We start from the raw sequence: 19,643 nt of genomic DNA, 5'->3' as shown, positions 1-19,643 counted from the left end.
TTTAGTGAACTCTTAAATTAATTATAAATCCTTTTGTTCTAAAGCTTCCCAAAACTCGTACGCTCTACGTAAATGTGGAATTACAATTGTTCCGCCAACCAAAGTAGCAATAGACATTGTTTCCATCATTTCTTCTTTTGTAACACCATTTTTATAGGCTGTTTCTAAATGATATGCAATACAATCATCACAACGTAAAACTGCAGAAGCAACCAAACCTAAAAGTTCTTTGGTTTTTACTGGTAAATGTCCTTCTGTAAAAGCGTTTGTGTCTAAATTAAAAATTCTCTTAATAACTTTATTGTCGTTGCTTAAGAGTTTATCGTTCATTTTCTGACGATATGCGTTAAATTCTTCAACTTTATTTGGCATTTTTTAATTGTCTTTTTAAAACGAAACCAGAAATATAAATACTGATTTCATATAAAATTAATATTGGAATAGAAACTATTATTTGACTAGCAACATCAGGTGGAGTAATAATTGCAGATAAAAGCAATACTAATACTAACGCATGTTTTCTATATTTTCTTAAAAATGTTGGAGTAACCAATCCTAATTTTGATAAGAAATAAATAACAACAGGTAATTCAAAAACTAAAGAAATACCCAACATTGTATTAGTAAATAAACTGATATAAGAATCTAATGTAAAATTATTAATGATGTTATCACTAATTTGATATCCGTAGAAAAACGAAACAGACATTGGCATAATTACGTAATAACTAAAAGCAACTCCAACAAAGAAAAGAAAAGACGCAATAAATAAAAATCCTCTTGATTTTTTTCTTTCTGTTTTGTGTAATCCAGGAGCAATAAAACGCCACATTTCCCATAATAAATAAGGAAATGCAAGAATAAATCCTAAAATTATTGAAACCCAAAGAGAGCTCATTAATTGTTGAGTTAATGATAATGCTTGAAGTTTGCTAGGAATTTCAATTGCACAGAAACTACTTTCTATACCAATGCTACCAAAAACATAACAGAAAAACCGATAGGTAACAAAATCTGAATGCGTATGTGCAATGATAAAATCATTATATACTTCTTCTCTAAAAACAAAAAGTACAATTGCAATAACAAATATTACAACTGAACTTCTAACTAAATGCCAGCGTAATTCTTCTAGATGTCCTAAAAAAGACATTTCTTTTTGTTCATCACCCATTTAAAAAATTCCTTCTTTAATTAAATCGTGTAAATGTACAACACCTAAATAATTATGAGTGTCGTTTGTCACTAAAATTTGTGTAATGTCGTTTGCTTCTAAAGTTTCTAATGCATCAATTGCCATAGCATTTATAGAAATTGTTTTAGGATTTTTAGACATAATATCATTTGCTGATAACGAATTAATTTCTGTAGATTTACTTAACATTCTACGAATATCTCCGTCTGTAATAATCCCAACAATTTTATTATTTTCAATAACAGCTGTAACTCCTAATCTTTTTTCAGTGATTTCTACAATTACTTCAGAAATGCTACTGCTTTTATCAACTTTCGGAATTTCATTATTCTTTATTAAATCAGAAACACGTAAAAATAAACGTTTTCCTAATGCACCACCGGGATGATATTTTGCAAAATCATTACTAGAAAAACCTTTTAATTTTAATAGACAAACAGCTAAAGCATCTCCCATAACTAATTGTGCAGTAGTGCTTGTAGTTGGAGCTAAATTATTTGGACAAGCTTCTTTTTCTACAAATGTATTTAAAGCGAAATCGGCGTTTGTTCCTAAAAAAGAATCTACATTACCAGTAATTGCAATAATTTTATTTCCGTAGTTCTGAATTAACGGAACTAAAACTTTTATTTCTGGTGTATTACCACTTTTAGAAATACAAATTACAACATCATCTTTTTGTATAGCTCCTAAATCGCCATGAATTGCATCTGCAGCGTGCATAAAGATAGCAGGAGTTCCTGTAGAATTAAAGGTGGCAACAATCTTAGTAGCAATGTTTGCACTCTTACCAATTCCTGTTACAATAACTCTTCCTTTAGAGTTTAAGATATATTTAACCGATGCTTCAAAATTTGCATCAATAAAATTTACTAAATTAGCAATAGCATTACTTTCTATTAGAATTGTTTCTTTTGCCGTAGTAATGATAGAATTAAAATCTTTCAACGTTTTATAATTTTAGTAGTAAAAAAAAAAGTTATATCTTTAAAATATTGTAGGATATACTTTATTATTAACTTCTACAAATTTACTATAAATAATGATAGACCCAAACCAAAACTTGGTTTTTAAACAGACACTAATAAATACCCAGATTGATTGATTGATATGAGTGATGAAATTGATTTATATGTACCGTTAAAAAAGTTTTTCGGATTCAATAAGTTCAAAGGTTTACAGGAAGAAGTTATTAAAAGCATTTTACAAAAAAAAGACACTTTTGTAATAATGCCAACCGGAGGAGGAAAATCGTTGTGCTATCAATTACCTGCATTGATGAGCGAAGGAACAGCAATTGTTGTTTCTCCTTTAATTGCTTTAATGAAAAACCAAGTAGATGCAATTCGTGGTATCTCTGAACAAAGAGGAATTGCACACGTGCTAAATTCTTCATTAAATAAAACTGAAGTTGCACAAGTTAAAAGTGATATTGAAAATGGAATAACAAAATTGTTATATGTTGCCCCAGAATCTTTAATAAAAGAAGAATATGTTACTTTTTTAAGAACTCAAAAAATATCTTTTGTAGCCATTGATGAAGCACATTGTATTTCTGAATGGGGGCACGATTTTAGACCAGAATATAGAAACCTTAGAACAATAATTAAACAAATTGATAATGTTCCTGTAATTGGTTTAACTGCAACAGCAACAGAAAAAGTTCAAGAAGATATTTTAAAAACATTAGGTATTTCTGATGCTAAAACGTTTAAAGCGTCTTTTAATAGACCAAATTTATTTTACGAAGTAAGACCAAAAACAAAAGATGTAGATAAAGATATCATCCGTTTTGTTAAACAACGCGTAGGTAAATCAGGAATCATTTATTGTTTAAGTAGAAAAAAAGTAGAAGAAATTGCACAAGTATTACAGGTAAACGGAATTAAAGCGGTTCCGTATCACGCAGGATTAGACGCCAAAACAAGAGTAAAACATCAAGACATGTTTTTGATGGAAGATTGTGATGTTGTAGTTGCAACAATTGCATTCGGAATGGGAATTGATAAACCAGATGTGCGTTTTGTAATTCATCATGATATTCCTAAAAGTTTAGAAAGCTATTACCAAGAAACGGGTAGAGCTGGTAGAGATGGCGGCGAAGGTTATTGTTTAGCTTTTTACGCTTATAAAGATATAGAAAAGTTAGAAAAATTTATGGCAAGTAAACCAGTTGCAGAACAGGAAATTGGTCATGCTTTATTACAAGAAGTTGTTGGTTATGCAGAAACTTCTATGAATAGAAGAAAGTATATTTTGCATTATTTTGGAGAAGAGTTTGATGAAGTAAATGGTTTGGGTGCAGAATTAGATGATAACACAAAAAACCCAAAGAAAAAACACGAAGCGAAAGAGGAAGTTGTAAAACTACTTTCTGTAGTTAGAGATACTAAAGAAAAATACAAAGCAAAAGATGTAGTTAGTACCATTGTTGGTAAAGAAAATGCCATGTTAACTTCTCACAGAACACATCGTCAACCATTATTTGGAATTGGAAAAGACAGAGATAAAACGTATTGGATGGCGTTGATTAGACAAGTTTTAGTTGCTGGATATTTGCGTAAAGAAATTGAGCAATACGGAGTTATTAAAATAACAAAAGAAGGATTAAACTTTATTGATTCTCCAACCTCATTTTTAATGACGGAAGATCATACGTATTCTAGCGAAAACGATAACTCTATCATTACAAATACTAAAGGAAATGCTGGTGGTGTAGATGATAAATTAATGGCAATGTTAAAAGATTTACGAAAAAATATTGCAAAGAAACTAGGTGTTCCGCCTTTTGCTGTTTTCCAAGATCCTTCTTTAGATGATATGGCGTTAAAATATCCTATTTCTTTAGAAGATTTAGCTAATGTTCATGGAGTTGGAGAAGGAAAAGCACGTAAATATGGAGCAGAATTTATCAAACTAATTGCAAAATATGTTGATGAAAATGATATTTTAAGACCAGATGATCTAGTAGTAAAAAGTACTGGAGTAAATTCAGGTTTAAAATTATACATCATTCAGAATACTGACAGAAAATTACCTTTAATCGATATAGCAAAATCAAAAGGATTAAGCATGGAAGAATTGATTAAAGAAATGGAAGCTATTATTTTTTCTGGCACCAAATTAAACATCAATTATAGCTTAGATGATTTATTAGATGAAGAACAACAAGAAGAAATTTTTGACTACTTTATGGAAGCTGAATCTGATAAAATTCAAGAAGCTTTAGATGAATTTGATGGAGATTATGATGAAGAAGAACTTCGATTAATGCGAATTAAATTTATAAACGAAGTTGCTAATTAATTATACAGCAGTGTTTTAAAAACCCTGTCTTCTTTTTTAACACTCCTTTGACATACTCTTAACATTTTTAAGGCACGATAATTGTACTTTTCGCTCCATAAAAATATAAATATACTAATTAAAAGAAGTGCACTACTTGTGTTATTGTTATTTTCAATAACTGCAACTTTCTCTCAAGAAAAAGAATCTAAATTAAATGTTTTTTTAAATTGTAATTTTTGTGATCAATCCTATATCAAACAAAATTTGGAGCATGTCGAATTTGTAAGAGATCAGGAATTTGCTGACGTCTATTTATTTTTTACCAACCAAAACAATGGAAGTGGTGGTAGAGTTTATGAAATTGAAATTGTTGGGCAAAATGATTATAAAGAGTTTAAGGGTAAAATTGCTTTCTCTTCAAACTCAAATAATACAAGAGATGAAGTCCGTAGTTTAATGCTAAAGAGTATTCGTTTAGGTTTAATTCGTTTTTGGTTAAAAGCAGGTTTGCAGGATAAAATAACTATTTCAATAAAAAAATCTAAACCAGAAGATATATTAGAGGAAGTTGATCCTTGGAATAATTGGATTTTTAGTTTGGGGGCTAACGGTTTTTTTAGCGGACAAGAAACATATAGTAGCAGCAATTTAAACTTTAATGCATCTGGTAGAAGAATAACAGAGAAAAATAAATTTATCTTTAGATTAAGATATGGAAGTGATAAATCTGTGTATAAATTTGAAGGTGAACCAGATCAAGTGTATAAAAATAGTAATAAAAATGTAACCTTATACAATGTGTTTAGTATAAACAGTCACTGGTCAGCTGGTGTATTTAGCTATTTTGGTGGTTCTGATTATTCAAATAAAAGTTTATATGCAAAATTAGCTCCAGCCATTGAATATAACTTTTTTGATTATGCAGAGTCGTTTAAAAAGCAATTGACTTTAGCGTATAGAATTGGAGGAGATTACACAGAATATATTGAAAAAACAGTTTTTGGAAAAAATGAAGAACTTTTATGGAATCATTCTTTAGGTATAGAAGCTAGCGTTAAGCAAACTTGGGGAAATATTAATGGCGCTGTTCGATATGAAAGTTATTTGCATGATACTGCATTGAATCAATTTTCTTTTAATCTAAACGCTAGAGTTAGACTCTTTAAAGGCTTTTCTTTTAATGTTGGAGGGAATTATAACATTACAAATAATCAAATTAATTTACCAGCAGGTAATCTAACTGTAGAGGAAATTCTATTACAACAACAACAAATAAAATCTGGTTATAATTATTTCTTTAATATAGGATTCAGTTACACGTTTGGATCGATGTTTAACACAGCTGTAAACCCAAGATTCGATTAAATTTTTGCTAAATTGTAAAAATAGTTACTAAAATTCCTAGTAAAATAGCAATAAACTTCTGAAGGTTAAATTTATGATTTTCAGAACTTTCAAATAATATAATGGTAGAAATGTGTAAAAACACTCCAATTATTAATGCAGTAATTTCTGTGTGATAATCTGATATATAAGCTATTTTATCAGCTACTAAAACTCCTAACGGACTCATGAAAGCAAAAACACTTAAGAAAGTTATTATTGTGCTTTTTTTAAATTTAGAATGAATTAAAAAAGTTATTAAAACAATTGCAATCGGAATTTTATGTACAACAATTGCTAATAATAAATTAGTGTCATCAGAATGAATTGGAATTCCCTCAGAAAATGCATGGATACATAAACTGATAAAAAGTAATATCGGAAATTTTGTTTTATGAGAATGTACATGAATATGCCCGTGTTCTGCACCTTTAGAAAATGATTCTAAAATTGATTGAATTACAATTCCGGTTAAAATAAAAATACCAACTCTTGTTGTATTGTTTGTTTCAATATAAACTTCTGGCATTAAATGTAAGATGGTAACAGATAATAAATAGGCGCCACTAAACGACAACAATAATCGTGTAATTTTGTTTGATGGTTTAAAAATTAAAACCACCAAAGCACCAACTAATACAGAAAGAATTAACAATATATAACTCATTACGATACTACAAATATTAATCTATTTGAGGTTTCTTTATCAAAATCTGACAAAGAATAATTACCAAAAGTATGATTTATTTTTAATCCGGCTTTTTTAAAATAGGAAGTGAATTTTTCTTTGTCTAAATATTTAACTCTTTCAAAATAAGAGTGCTTTTCTCCATCAACAGTAAATTCAATTTCTTTAATGATAAAACCGTTTTCAATTTTTTTATGAATAAAGAAGTCAATTCCATCAACAGATTTTACTTCATTGCTAACCAAATTCTTTTTTACATCAAAAACATTTAAAAAATCGATAACGGCTATTCCATTTTCTTTCAATCCGTTTTTTATGTTTTGTAATACTTTAATGTCTTCTTCATCATCTTCAAAATATCCGAAACTGGTAAACAAATTAAAAATAGCGTCGTATTTATTTTTAATAGAACTTCGCATATCATGTTCTGTAAAACTTAAGTTTTCATTGGCAAAAGTAGTTGCAAAAGAAATATTATTTTCAGATAAATCTGCTCCAGTAACTTTATAACCTAAAGAATTTAAGAAAACCGAATGTCTTCCTTTTCCACAAGCTAAATCTAAAATATGTGTTTTGGGTTTTAATTGTAAAAACGTAGTAATGTTTTTCATAAAAATACGCGCTTCAGTATCGTCTCTATCTTTATACAGAATATGATAAAATGGCGTATCAAACCACGATGTAAACCAATCTTTTTTAGTGTTCAATTTTGAGTTATTCAATTAAAATTTTTGATGTTTTTCTTTGCCCGTTTAATAAATGATAACTTACAATATACATTCCTTTACTTAAATGCTCAATATTTATTTCTACTTTGTTATTATTTACTTTGTATGCTTTTTTAAGCACACGTTTTCCCAATATCGAATAGATTTCTATGTCTATACTTTTTAAATTATTGGACTGCAAATCTAAAGTAATTTTACCTGAACTTGGATTAGGATATACATTTTTTATTGCTGAAATATTATTAAAAGTATCAACTGCTAGCGTAGAAGTGTTGTATGAAAAAACTCCAGCTCCTTTTGTTCCTGTAAATACTATTTTTCCATCAGATGAAAAAGCTAAAGAAGTGATTGCTCTATTGGTTAATCCTTGAGAAATATTTGTCCAATTTGCGCCAGCGTCAGTAGACATATATGCTCCTGTATGAATATCACCAACAACTATATTGTTTTTGTTTGTAGGATTTACAACAATTCCTGTAATTAATTTTGTAGGTTCATCACCGATAGTAGTATTTACTTCACTTAAAACTTGCGTCCAACTGTTTCCGTTGTCGGTTGATTTATAAACACCTTTACTTTTAGTACCAGCATAAATAATTGAATTATTATCTGCCAACGCGATTGCGTGTATAGTTTGGTCAGGAATTCCTTGACCAATATTTGTCCAATTTGCGCCACCATCAGTAGAATGAAATAATCCATCTCCTCTTAAACCAATATAAACCGAGTTTTCATCAGTGTTATTTACTGCTAAAGCTGTAATGTTTAAGTTTGTTGCTGCAATTCCTGTAGTTCCACTTTGAAACCAATTTTCACCACCATCAATAGATTTATAAACTCCAAAACTATTTGGAAAAGTTGTGCTATAAGGATCAGTATAAAAAAATTGATACGCAAAACCAGCATACATTGTGTTTGGATTGCTTTTAGAAATCACAATTTCTTTTGCACCATGCCTTTGATTAAATGTACCTGCATTTGCAGTTGGTTGATTAAATTTTGTAGTCCAACTATTTCCACTATCAGAACTTTTTAAAATAACTCCTTCATGTTCATCAGAAATAAATAACAAATTGCTGTTTGTTGGATGAATAGCCGCACTATACCATTCTGCATTATTTGCTTCTCTATAGTATAAACCATCATAAGTTGCACCAATATTAGTTGATTTAAAAGGACCACTTCTTCCGATAGTTAAAAATGAAGCTGAATTTTGTGGATCTGTAGCAATTTTATGAATAGTTGCACCAGAATAACCTGTGCCAAGAATTTCCCAAGTTTTGGCTCCATCAATAGATTTAAAAATTCCGCCTCCATAATTTGAAGCGTATAAAATATCAGGATTTGTTTTGTCAATTGTAATTTCAATTGGAACTCCAGCTCTTATTCCTGCTGGTCCCCAAGGTGCTGGAGAACTTGGTGTTCCACCTCGATGTCCAGTCCAAGTAGCTCCTGCATCATCACTTCTATAAAAGGCATAACTACTTGCTGCATAGACAATATTGTTATTTGAAGGAGCAATTTTTACTGCGTTAAAAACATCTTCTGTATAACCAGGTAAAATTACATCTGTTGAAGAAATTACTTGCATCCAAGTGGTTCCACCATTGGTAGATTTAAAAACTCCACCTTTAATTGGTGTATTTAAATTTACTTCAGCATTATTTCCTGTTGCTATATATATCAAACCTGGTGTTGCAGCATCAGACATTCCGCCAACAAAAAGACTTCCAGTAATTCCTGTGTTTGATTGATTCCAAGTTGTTCCGCCATCAGTAGATTTAATAATTCCTACTCCACTAGTATTTGATGCTTCACGATCAAATATTCCTGTTGATGAAACTAAATTAATTGGATTTGTACCAATACATAACCATCTAGCTAAACTATTGCCTTCCCAGATTTTTGTCCAATTTTCTCCTCCGTCTGAAGATTTATAAATTACTCCATTTACTTTCTCAAACTCGTTTCCTTGATTTCCAGTAGGAACTTCACCACTTGCAAAAATAGTATTAGAATCACCATTAACAATACTAATTTCTCTAAAAACAATGTTTGTTTCTATAATACCTTTGTTTTTCTTTGTCCAGTTCTCTCCACTATCAGTAGATTTATAGATTCCACTATCATATTGTGTTCCTGCCCAAACAGTTGTTGGGTTATTTTGATCAATAGCTACAGTAAAAACAGGAATTGCATCATTAGAATCTCCATTTCTTGAAGTGATTCCATTGTTTTTTGGAACCCAAGTATTACCACCATCTATACTTTTATGAATTCCAGATAGTGCATCCGTTATATAAATAATCTGATTATTTGTTGGGTCAATTTTTATATTATAACCTAAACCTCCAATTGGCCCACCAGTTCTTTGCCACTGTTGGCTGAATAAACTAAATGTGCATAAGAAGGATAAAATGAAAAGTAATTTTGTTCTCATAACTAGATATTTTAAATTTTAAAAAAGAAGTCTATTCAAAGATATTAAATTATTTTTGCAGAATGAATATGAATAAAGATTTTAAAATGGTGGCGACCACCATGTTTGGTTTAGAAGAAGTGTTGGCAACTGAATTGCGAAATTTAGGAGCGCAAGATGTTGTAGTTGGAATCAGAAATGTTTCTTTTAAAGGCGATAAAGGCTTTATGTACAAAGCAAATATTGCATTAAGAACTGCTATCAGAATTTTAAAACCTATCAAATCTTTTAAAGTGTATGATGAAGAAGATTTGTACGAAAGTTTGCAAAAAATTAACTGGGAAAATTATTTAGATGTTGATGGAACTTTTTCTATTGGAGCAGTTGTAAATTCGAAGCATTTTACTACAAATTCTCATTATATTACCTTAAAATCTAAAGATGCAGTTGCAGATTATTTTAGACATAAATATAGCAGAAGACCAAATGTTGATGTAAAATATCCAGATTTAAAAATTCATGTGCATATTCAAAAAGAATGGTGTACAGTTTCTTTAGATTCTTCGGGAGATTCTTTACATAAACGTGGCTATCGTTCAGCAACAAATATTGCGCCAATAAATGAAGTTTTAGCTGCTGGTTTGGTGTTGCTTTCTGGTTATACAGGTGATGAAAATTTCATAGACCCGATGTGTGGTTCTGGAACTATTTTAATTGAAGCAGCCATGATTGCAAATAATATTCCGGCAAACATCAACAGAAAACATTTTGGATTTGAAAATTGGAAAGATTATGACGAAGATTTGTACTTTTTAATTCAAGATGTATTATTGAAAAAAATACGTAGTTCTCATTTTAAAATTATGGGATTTGATAAAGCACCATCTGCCGTTAGAAAAGCACAAGACAATATCGAAAATGCAAATTTAGATGAATTTATTGGTGTGCATCACGTGAACTTTTTCAATTCAAAAAAAGAAGTTTTTGGCAACACCACAATTTTGTTTAATCCGCCGTATGGCGAACGTTTGAATATTGATACTGAAGAATTTTACAAGAAAATTGGAGATACGCTAAAAAACGGATATCCAGATTCTAAAGTGTGGTTTATCACTTCAGATTTACAAGCTTTAAAACATGTTGGGTTGCGAACATCAAAAAGAATTCCGCTTAAAAATGGAGATTTAGATTGTCGTTTGGTTCGGTATGATATCTATGCTGGAACAAGAAAAATACGTTCTGACGAACGTGAAATCCCAGAAGAAGATTTAGAAGATTAATTAAAAAATAAGTATAAAAAGAAGGACAAAACAAGCTATTTTACTGATAAATAATACAGATAAAATGCTTAAATTTGCACCTGAAATTTGATAAAAGAAACATGAAGATATCTTACAATTGGTTGCGACAATTTTTACAGGTTGATTGGGAAGCACAAAAAGCAGGAGAATTATTAACTGACTTAGGACTAGAAGTAGAAGGAATTGAAACCAAAGAGTCGATAAAAGGAAGTTTAGCAGGAATTGTAATTGGAGAAGTATTAACTTGTGTTCAACACCCAAATGCAGACAGATTAAAAGTTACTACAGTAAATCTTGGCTCTGGAGAACCAGTTCAAATAGTTTGCGGCGCGCCAAATGTTGCTGCCGGACAAAAAGTCCCTGTTGCAACTATTGGAACAACTTTGTACGATGAAAATGGCGAAGGGTTTAAAATCAAAAAAGGAAAAATTAGAGGCGAAGAAAGTCACGGAATGATTTGCTCTGAAGATGAATTAGGCTTAGGAAGTTCTCATGACGGAATTTTAGTTTTAGATGCTAATTTAAAACCAGGTACACCAGCTGCTGAAGTTTTTAATATAGAAAAAGATGAAGTTTTTGAAATTGGTTTAACACCAAACAGAGCAGATGCCATGAGTCATTTAGGTGTGGCAAGAGATTTACGTGCTGGTTTAATGCAGCAAGATATTAACATCGAATTAATTTCTCCTTCTGTTAGTGATTTTCACGTAGATGAAAGAAAGTTAAAAATTGATGTTGAGGTAGAAAGTAAGGATTTAGCACCTCGTTATTGTGGAATTTCAATTACTGATTTAGAAGTTAAAGATTCTCCAGAATGGATTCAAAATCGTTTAAAAGCAATAGGAATTACACCAAAAAATAATATAGTTGACATTACTAATTATGTGTTACATGAGTTAGGTCAACCTTTACACGCATTTGATGCGCAAAAAATTAAAGGGAATAAAGTATTGGTAAAAACCTTACCAGAAGGAACAAAATTTACAACTTTAGACGAAATAGAAAGAGAATTAAGTGCGGATGACATTATGATATGTGATGCAGAATCTAACCCGATGTGTATTGCTGGTGTTTTTGGAGGATTGGCTTCTGGAGTTTCAGAAAACACAACAAGTATTTTCTTAGAAAGCGCTTATTTTAATCCCGTTTCTATTCGTAAATCAGCAAAAAGACATGCATTAAATACCGATGCTTCTTTTCGTTTTGAAAGAGGAATTGATATTAACTTAACAGAATACGCTTTAAAACGCGCCGCATTATTAATAGAAGAATATGCTGGCGGAACATTAGCTTCAGACATTATGGATTTTTATCCAGAAAAAATTGAAGATTTCCAAGTATTTTTAGCGTACGAAAATGTAGATCGTTTAATTGGTCAAGAAATATCTAGAGAAACTATTAAAAATATTTTAGCTTCTTTAGAAATTAAAATTAGTAGCGAAACTGAAGGAGGATTAGGATTAACAATTCCATCTTACAGAGTAGATGTACAGCGTGAAGCTGATATTATTGAAGAGATTTTACGTGTGTACGGATATAATAATATTGAGTTTTCTCATAAATTAAATACATCAATTTCTTTTGACATCAACAAAGAAGTTAAAGTAGAAAATATTGTTGCCAATCAATTAAGTTCATTAGGATTTAATGAAACGATGGCAAATTCGTTAACAAAAACAGATTATCTTACATTAACAGAAAATTTAAACGAAGAGAATAACGTTGAAATGTTGAATCCGCTGAGTAGCGATTTAAAAGTAATGCGTCAATCTTTATTGTTTAGCGGATTAGAATCGGTTGCGTATAATATCAATAGAAAAAATGCTGCATTAAAGTTGTATGAGTTTGGAAAAACATATCATAAATACAATGATAAATATCAAGAAGACAAGCATTTAACCTTATTTGTAACTGGTAGCAGAACAAAAGATAGTTGGAAAACCATATCGCAAAGTTCAGATTTCTTTTATGTAAAAGGAATTATTACAGCTGTATTAGAACGATTAGGAATAAACAACGCTAAAACAACACCTACAAGAAATGATGTGTTTTCTGAAGGAATTACATTGAGTTTAGGGAAAAATAAATTGGTAGATTTTGGAGTGGTAAAACGTTGTGTTTTAAAGGAATTTGGAATTAAACAAGAAGTTTTATTTGCAGATATTAATTGGGATAATGTTTTAAAACTGTGTGGAAATAAGAAAATTAAAGTTTCAGAATTACCAAAATATCAGGCAGTAAAAAGAGATTTAGCATTGCTAATTGATAACAAAATCACTTTTAAAGAGATTTATAATTTAGCAAATCAATCAGAAAAAAATCTATTAAAAGAAGTAGATTTATTTGATGTTTACGAAGGGGATAAATTACCTGAAGGAAAGAAATCGTACGCTGTGAGTTTTGTGTTGCAAGACGAAAACAAAACTTTAGAAGACAAACAGATTGATAAAATAATGCAAAAATTACAAGCAACTTTTGAGAAAAACTTAGAAGCTGTTTTAAGATAAATTTTAAGCTCCTTTTTGGAGCTTTTTTTATAAATAATAATAATTAATAAAATGTCACCTCGAGCGGAGTCGAGAGGTCATTAAAATGTGTAAGCTTAAAATAGGTCTCGACTCCGCTCGACCAGTCAAAGAAGATGTACAAACTACTTATCCGACCAATATTATTCCTTTTTGATCCAGAAAAAGTGCATTATTTTACTTTTTCGGTGATTAAATTCTTGCATAAAATTCCGTTTGTACCAGGGATTATTAGTAGTATGTATCAGGTAAACGATAAACGTTTAGAAAGAAATTTATTCGGAATTACTTTTAAAAACCCAGTTGGTTTAGCTGCGGGTTTTGATAAAAATGCAGTAATTTATAACGAACTGGCAAACTTCGGATTTGGTTTTATAGAAATAGGAACGGTGACGCCAAAAGGACAAATTGGAAATCCTAAAAAGCGTTTATTTCGCTTAAAAGATGATAAAGGAATCATCAACCGAATGGGCTTTAATAATGACGGAATTGAAGCTGCGATTAGCAATTTAAAAAAGAATAAAGGTCAGGTTGTTATTGGCGGAAATTTAGGGAAAAACACTACGACAACACCAGAAAATTATACGACAGATTATTGTGAAGTTTTTAAAGCCTTACATCCGTATGTAGATTACTTTGTATTAAATGTGAGTTGTCCAAATGTTGGAAGTCATGCAAAACTAAACGACAAAGCTTATTTGGTTGAGTTGATTACGGCTTGTCAAAAACTAAATACAGAATTAGCTTCTTTGTCACCTCGAGCAGAGTCGAGAGGTCTTAGACCAATATTACTTAAAATCGCTCCAGATTTGAACAATACTCAGTTAGATGAAATTATTGAATTGGTTGCAGAAACAAAGATTGACGGAGTAATTGCTTCCAATACATCAACCACAAGAGATAATTTAAAGGTTTCTAAAGAACGTTTAGCGGAAATAGGAAATGGTGGAGTTAGCGGACAACCGATTAAAGCACAAAGCACTAAAGTGATTAAATATTTAGCAGACAATTCTAACAAATCATTTCCAATTATTGGAGTAGGAGGCATTCATTCTGCTGAAGATGCGTTAGAAAAAATCAAAGCTGGTGCAGATTTAGTCCAAATTTATACGGGTTTTATTTATGAAGGCCCGAGTTTGATTAAGAAAATTAATAAATCGATTTTACAACAAATATAAGAGTTGTCATTCCTGCGAAGGCAGGAATCTTATAATAAAAATGTCTAGATTCCAGCTTTCCTAGGAATGACAAAAAAAGAGTAATTTTACCTCAATGATAGAAATCCTTTTTTCATTTGTATTGGCTACGCTAGCTTTAGCTGTTTCTCCAGGGCCAGACAATATTTTTGTGTTGACACAAAGTATGGTAAACGGACGAAAATTTGGTTTGGCAACTGTGTATGGATTGATGACAGGCTGTATCATTCATACTACCTTGGTGGCATTCGGGGTTTCAGAAATCTTAAAGAGAAACGAAAACCTGTTTTTTGCGATTAAACTTTTTGGTGCTGGTTATTTATTGTATTTGGCGTATCAAGTTTTTAGAAGTAGCTCTGAAATTGTTTTTTCTACGGATAACGTACAACAAAAAACTACATTTCAATTGTTTAAAACTGGTTTTTGGATGAATGTATTAAATCCAAAAGTAACCATATTTTTCTTGGCATTTTTTCCGCAGTTTTTATTCTCGGAAGAAATTTCTACAGTAATTCAGTTTTATGTGTTGGGCGGACTTTTTATTTTAACTTCTTTTATTGTATTTAGCGCTATTGCATTCTTAGCAGGTAGTATTTCTAAATACACAACAAGTCATAAAAACGCAGGAGTGTTTTTTAAATGGTTACAAATTGTGGTATTTGTAGGAATTGCTGCTTTTATTTTGATTTAAGAGTAGATTCACGAACTTAGATGTTTTAGGACATTTCAATACCAAAACTAGTTCAGCATAAATGTTTTATATCAAGAGTTAGCTAAGTTATCAAAAAACAAGTTTAGAAACAAAGGAATTAATTTCAGTAAGACCTAAAGTAAACTATAAAACTGATTTTGGTTGTATTTTAGACATGGCTCTTTCTGCAATTGCGGTAATTGATAAAGACGGATTTACACCTGGATTTGCAGAAATCATGGAGCCATCAATAATATACATGTTTTCATATCCAAAGACTTTATTGTTTTTATCAATAACGCCAGTAGAACTATCTTTTCCCATAACAGCGCCACCTAAAACATGTGCCGTAGATGGAATTCCCAACAATGCTTCGCCAATAAAAGTAGTTGGTTTTCCGTTAATTTCTTTAGCATATTGAGAAGTTAATGCTATCGATTCTGGAATAAATGGCGTAGGTTTTTTACCAAAACCAACGTTGGTTTTCATGCCGCCAAAAATACTATTCTTAAAAACCAACGTGCTGTCAAGTGTTTGCATAAACAGCAACACCACCGTTTTTTTTGCCCAACTGTTTTTAACATAAATTTTAAAATATGCTAATGGCGTTTTTAAAAAGTTCCAAAAGATATTCAAATATCTTATAAGATGATTTTTTGATACTGAATAAGGCACGTGTAAAAATTTCCAAGCATTTGATCCTTCGCCATATCTAACAATTTCTAAATGGCTGTTTTCATCAGTATGTAAAATACTACCAATGGCAACTCCTTTAGAAAGATTTAATGTGTCATCTAAAGTAGAAACACTAATCAACGTTTCATTATTTGTTCTAATATCTTGACCTAATCTATCAGAAAATCGAGGTAAAGATGTTTTTTTAAGTTTAAGAAGTAATTTAATAGTTCCTATAACGCCGCCAGAAACAATAATGCCTTTTGTGCTAATTTTTTGTTTCTTCTTAAAAAAGCTTGTACTATTTTTTATATACACTTCATATCCATCAGAACCATCGCTACTTTTAGTTGGTTTGATATCAAAAACCTCTTTTTCTGCCATTATTTTAACGCCATTTTTTTGCGCAAAATATAGGTAATTTTTATCCAACGTGTTTTTTGAATTATTTGGACAGCCAGTCATACAAGCTCCACAAAAAATACAACCAACTCTTTCGGGTCCTTTTCCTTCAAAATATGGATCTGGATGAGAAACATTTGGTTTGCCAAAATACACAGCAACATTTGTTGGTGAAAATTGTGCTTCTTTTGAAAGTTTTTTAGCAACTTTTTGCAAGGCTTTATCTCCGTCAAATAATTGTGGAGTAATCGTTGCGCCTAACATTTTTAAAGCTGTTTGATAATGAGGTTTTAAATCCTCTTCCCAATTATTGAGTTCGCTCCAACTTCCAGAATTAAAAAAAGGCGATTTAGGAATTGGTAATGTATTTGCATATACTAACGATCCGCCACCAACACCAACTCCAGAAGCGATGGTTATATGTCTAAAAAAAGACAATTTCATGATTCCGAAACACTTAATGAAAGGTAGCCAAAGCCATCTTTTGATGTCCCAATTTGTTTTGGGAAAATCTGCTGCTTGATACCATTTTCCTTTTTCTATCACTAAGACTTTATACCCTTTTTCGGACAATCTTAAAGCACTTACAGAACCTCCAAAACCGCTACCAATTATGATGTAGTCGTATTCCATTTAAATGTTGTTTTTAGGTTTGTAAATAAAATTTTCACCTTTTATAATTTTGATACGTTCTTTTTTATTTTTATAAACTAAGTGAAATGTATTGTTATGAGTTGCGTTAAAAACTGCTTTTTGTAATTGATTATTTTTCCAATACAAATCTACAGTAATTCCGCCACGCGCTTTTATTCCAGTAATACTTCCCGTTTTCCAATTGTTTGGTAATGCTGGTAATAATCGTATAATGTTTTCTTCATGAGATTGCAATAACATTTCTGTAACTCCAGCTGTATAACCAAAATTTCCATCAATTTGAAAAGGAGGATGCGCATCAAACAAATTATTAAACATCGATTTTTTTAATAATAATTGAATGTGTTCATAAGCCATTTCGCCATCTAATAACCGTGCGCTACAATTAATCAACCAAGCACGACTCCAACCCGTTCCACCGCCACCATTTTCTAATCGATATTTTAATGTTTCTTTTACGGCTTTAAATATTTTGGGAGTTTTATCAACAGAAACACTGTTTCCTGGATGAAAACCATACAAATGAGACATATGTCTGTGTCCAGGTTCCGTTTCTTTATACGGTCTGTCCCATTCTAAAATGCGACCATTTTTATCAATTACAAATCCTTTTCTTAGCTTTTTACGTTGCTTTTTAATTTTCTCTAAAAAAGGATTCTCTTTTTTTAAAATTTCTGATGCTTTGATATAATTATCAAACACTTCTGCAATTATTTGTTGATCCATTGCAGTTCCTAAAGTACTTGACACTGCTTTGCCACCTTTGGTGTAAAATCTGTTTTCTGGTGAAGTAGAAGGAGCGGAAATTAAAGAACCATCTCTTGGATCTTCAATCAACCAATCGCTATAAAATTTTGTTACTTCTTCCATCGCAGGAAAAGCTCTATTTTGTAGAAAAGTACTATCTTTTGTAAATACATAATGTTGCCAATAATGTTGCATTAACCATCCGCCAGCGCCAACAGAACAACCCCAATAAGCAGTTGGAGCTCTTAACCAAGTTGAAGCCCATAAATCTGATGCATGCGGAATAAATGTTCCGTTACATCCAAAATTCTTTTTTGCAGTAACTTTTCCGTTTGCAACCAACTTGTCAATATAATCAAATAAAGGAGCGTTTAGTTCGTCTAAATTGGTCAAATTAGCCAACCAATAATTCATTTGCAGATTGATGTTTAAATGATAATCGCTATTCCAAGGTGCTTTTATATACGGATTCCATAATCCTTGTAAATTTGCAGGATTTGTACCTTTTCTTGAAGAACTTATTAATAAATAGCGTCCAAATTGAAAAAGCATGGTTTCTAAACCAATATCTGTTTTATCGTTTTTTACTCTTGCCAATCTTTCTGTTGTGGTTAGTGAATCTAGCGAGTTAGATTTTACTTGTAATTCTACTCTGTCAAATAAGTTTTTGTAATCTTTTACGTGTGTGTTATTGATGGATTCTAAAGTTGATTTTTCAATTTTATCTAAATCTATTTGATTTTGTTGCTGATAATTTGGATAATAATAAGACGAATTAGAAACAATATAAAGTGTTACTTTGTTGACGTTTTGTAGTTCTAAAAAAGTATCTCCGTAAAGTATGTTACCGTTTTCGTTCACCGCTTTTAAACGTGTTTCAAACTTTACACCTTTCAATATTGGCGCAGGTTTAGAATCAAATTGACCATCGCGCTGTGTAACTTCTCCATTCATTATTAACAACTGGTTGCTTACTTTGGTAGTAGCGGTTTCAAAACCTTTGTCTTTTGGTCTAGTCAATCTTATTTTTCCATTAAATCCGTTTTTAGCTTCTGATTCTAAGGAAATAACAATGACATTATTTGGATTAGAAACAAACACTTTTTCGCTAATTTTTTTCCCGTTAGCCTTATAAGTAATTGATGAAGTTGCATTGCTAATATTTAATTCTCTTCTGTAATCCGTAATGTTTTTGTGATTAAAATCTAAGAACAAATCACCTAAAGTTTGATGCGATCTTACAACGGTTTTATTAGAAAATTTTTCAACATACAAGGCGTCTGCTTTATCATTTTGACCTTTAAATAATAGTTGTCTTATGGTGTTTAAATCATCTTTCGTTCCACTTGGTTCTTCCCAATTTAAATCTGCTGGCCAAAGAGAATCGTCATTTAATTGAATTCTTTCGTTGCTTGTATTTCCAAAAACCATCACGCCTAATTTGCCATTTCCAAGCGGCAAAGCTTCATTCCAATCTTTTGCAGGATGTTTGTACCAGAGTTTTAAATCGTTTTGATGTATTTGTTTCTTGCAGCTAATAAGTATCGTTAGCAATAACAAAAAAGAGAATTTGACTAGAATAGAACGTGTAATTCTCATGAGTAGATATTTATACTATTTTAAGAATGTCTAGTCCTGAAATATGGCTACAGGTTAAAATTGAATTTACGCTGATAATTTATATACCATATTTGGTGTTTTATAGTCTAAAGATACGTGTAATCTTATTTGGTTGTATAAATTAATTGCAT

General features: G+C 30.9%; 14 protein-coding genes. 6 read left to right on the top strand and 8 right to left on the bottom strand.

All coding sequences use genetic code 11. The annotated features are described in order from the left end of the window. Window positions 1-21 precede the first annotated feature (21 nt). Genes ABDX67_RS11735 through ABDX67_RS11725 form a run of 3 tightly spaced genes read right to left on the bottom strand, consistent with a single transcriptional unit; the run spans window position 22 to window position 2,143 of the window. Window positions 22-372: a carboxymuconolactone decarboxylase family protein gene (locus ABDX67_RS11735; protein ID WP_347175223.1), complete on the bottom strand. Its 351-nt coding sequence runs from the start codon at window positions 370-372 to the stop codon at window positions 22-24. Then, complete coding sequence (gene tatC, locus ABDX67_RS11730; protein WP_347175222.1) at window positions 362-1,174, bottom strand: twin-arginine translocase subunit TatC; 813 nt, start codon at window positions 1,172-1,174, stop codon at window positions 362-364. The genes ABDX67_RS11735 and tatC overlap by 11 nt, the downstream gene beginning before the upstream one ends. Next, on the bottom strand, window positions 1,175-2,143 hold the full coding sequence (locus ABDX67_RS11725) for a KpsF/GutQ family sugar-phosphate isomerase (RefSeq protein WP_347175221.1): 969 nt from the start codon (window positions 2,141-2,143) through the stop codon (window positions 1,175-1,177). Window positions 2,144-2,305: 162 nt separating this feature from the next. Between ABDX67_RS11725 and recQ the strand changes: the two genes are divergently transcribed. Together recQ and ABDX67_RS11715 are read left to right on the top strand one after the other, a co-directional pair. Continuing rightward, window positions 2,306-4,501 carry a DNA helicase RecQ gene (gene recQ, locus ABDX67_RS11720; RefSeq protein ID WP_347175220.1) on the top strand — a complete coding sequence of 732 codons (2,196 nt, stop codon included), beginning with the start codon at window positions 2,306-2,308 and terminating at the stop codon, window positions 4,499-4,501. Window positions 4,502-4,747: 246 nt separating this feature from the next. After that, window positions 4,748-5,848: a hypothetical protein gene (locus ABDX67_RS11715; RefSeq protein WP_347175219.1), complete on the top strand. Its 1,101-nt coding sequence runs from the start codon at window positions 4,748-4,750 to the stop codon at window positions 5,846-5,848. A 7-nt stretch (window positions 5,849-5,855) separates the two neighbouring features. On the opposite strand, the gene ABDX67_RS11710 is transcribed toward ABDX67_RS11715, so the two are convergent. The 3 genes from ABDX67_RS11710 to ABDX67_RS11700 are packed head-to-tail and all read right to left on the bottom strand — an operon-like array spanning window position 5,856 to window position 9,722. Next, a complete protein-coding gene (locus ABDX67_RS11710; protein ID WP_347175218.1) occupies window positions 5,856-6,533 on the bottom strand; it encodes a ZIP family metal transporter in 678 nt (225 codons plus the stop codon). Next, window positions 6,533-7,261: a class I SAM-dependent methyltransferase gene (locus ABDX67_RS11705; RefSeq protein ID WP_347175217.1), complete on the bottom strand. Its 729-nt coding sequence runs from the start codon at window positions 7,259-7,261 to the stop codon at window positions 6,533-6,535. Before ABDX67_RS11705 ends, ABDX67_RS11710 begins: the two co-directional genes overlap by 1 nt. 7 nt (window positions 7,262-7,268) lie before the next feature. Continuing rightward, on the bottom strand, window positions 7,269-9,722 hold the full coding sequence (locus tag ABDX67_RS11700; protein WP_347175216.1) for a T9SS type A sorting domain-containing protein: 2,454 nt from the start codon (window positions 9,720-9,722) through the stop codon (window positions 7,269-7,271). A gap of 68 nt (window positions 9,723-9,790) precedes the next feature. Here ABDX67_RS11700 and ABDX67_RS11695 point away from each other — a divergent pair, with 68 nt between their 5' ends. The 4 genes from ABDX67_RS11695 to ABDX67_RS11680 all read left to right on the top strand — a co-directional run bounded on the left by ABDX67_RS11695 (window position 9,791) and on the right by ABDX67_RS11680 (window position 15,414). Continuing rightward, on the top strand, window positions 9,791-10,981 hold the full coding sequence (locus tag ABDX67_RS11695) for a THUMP domain-containing class I SAM-dependent RNA methyltransferase (RefSeq protein ID WP_347175215.1): 1,191 nt from the start codon (window positions 9,791-9,793) through the stop codon (window positions 10,979-10,981). 101 nt (window positions 10,982-11,082) lie between these two features. Continuing rightward, window positions 11,083-13,509, top strand: a complete 2,427-nt coding sequence (pheT, locus tag ABDX67_RS11690; protein ID WP_347175214.1) for a phenylalanine--tRNA ligase subunit beta — start codon at window positions 11,083-11,085, stop codon at window positions 13,507-13,509. Window positions 13,510-13,643: 134 nt separating this feature from the next. After that, window positions 13,644-14,705, top strand: coding sequence for a quinone-dependent dihydroorotate dehydrogenase (locus tag ABDX67_RS11685; RefSeq protein WP_347175213.1), 1,062 nt, complete (start codon window positions 13,644-13,646; stop codon window positions 14,703-14,705). A gap of 94 nt (window positions 14,706-14,799) precedes the next feature. Next, a complete protein-coding gene (locus ABDX67_RS11680; protein WP_347175212.1) occupies window positions 14,800-15,414 on the top strand; it encodes a LysE family translocator in 615 nt (204 codons plus the stop codon). Window positions 15,415-15,558: 144 nt separating this feature from the next. Here the strand turns inward: ABDX67_RS11680 and ABDX67_RS11675 are convergent, their stop codons facing one another. Both ABDX67_RS11675 and ABDX67_RS11670 read right to left on the bottom strand, forming a co-directional pair. After that, entirely contained in the window at window positions 15,559-17,124 is a 1,566-nt protein-coding gene (locus ABDX67_RS11675; protein ID WP_347175211.1) for a GMC family oxidoreductase, read from the bottom strand. Beyond that, window positions 17,125-19,491, bottom strand: a complete 2,367-nt coding sequence (locus ABDX67_RS11670; RefSeq protein WP_347175210.1) for a glycoside hydrolase family 95 protein — start codon at window positions 19,489-19,491, stop codon at window positions 17,125-17,127. Between the last annotated feature and the right edge of the window lie 152 nt (window positions 19,492-19,643).

Source organism: Polaribacter uvawellassae, assembly GCF_039748955.1.
GTDB classification, from domain to species: domain Bacteria; phylum Bacteroidota; class Bacteroidia; order Flavobacteriales; family Flavobacteriaceae; genus Polaribacter; species Polaribacter uvawellassae.
Note: the sequence above shows the minus strand (reverse complement) of the source record. Positions and strands in the feature narration are given on the sequence as shown.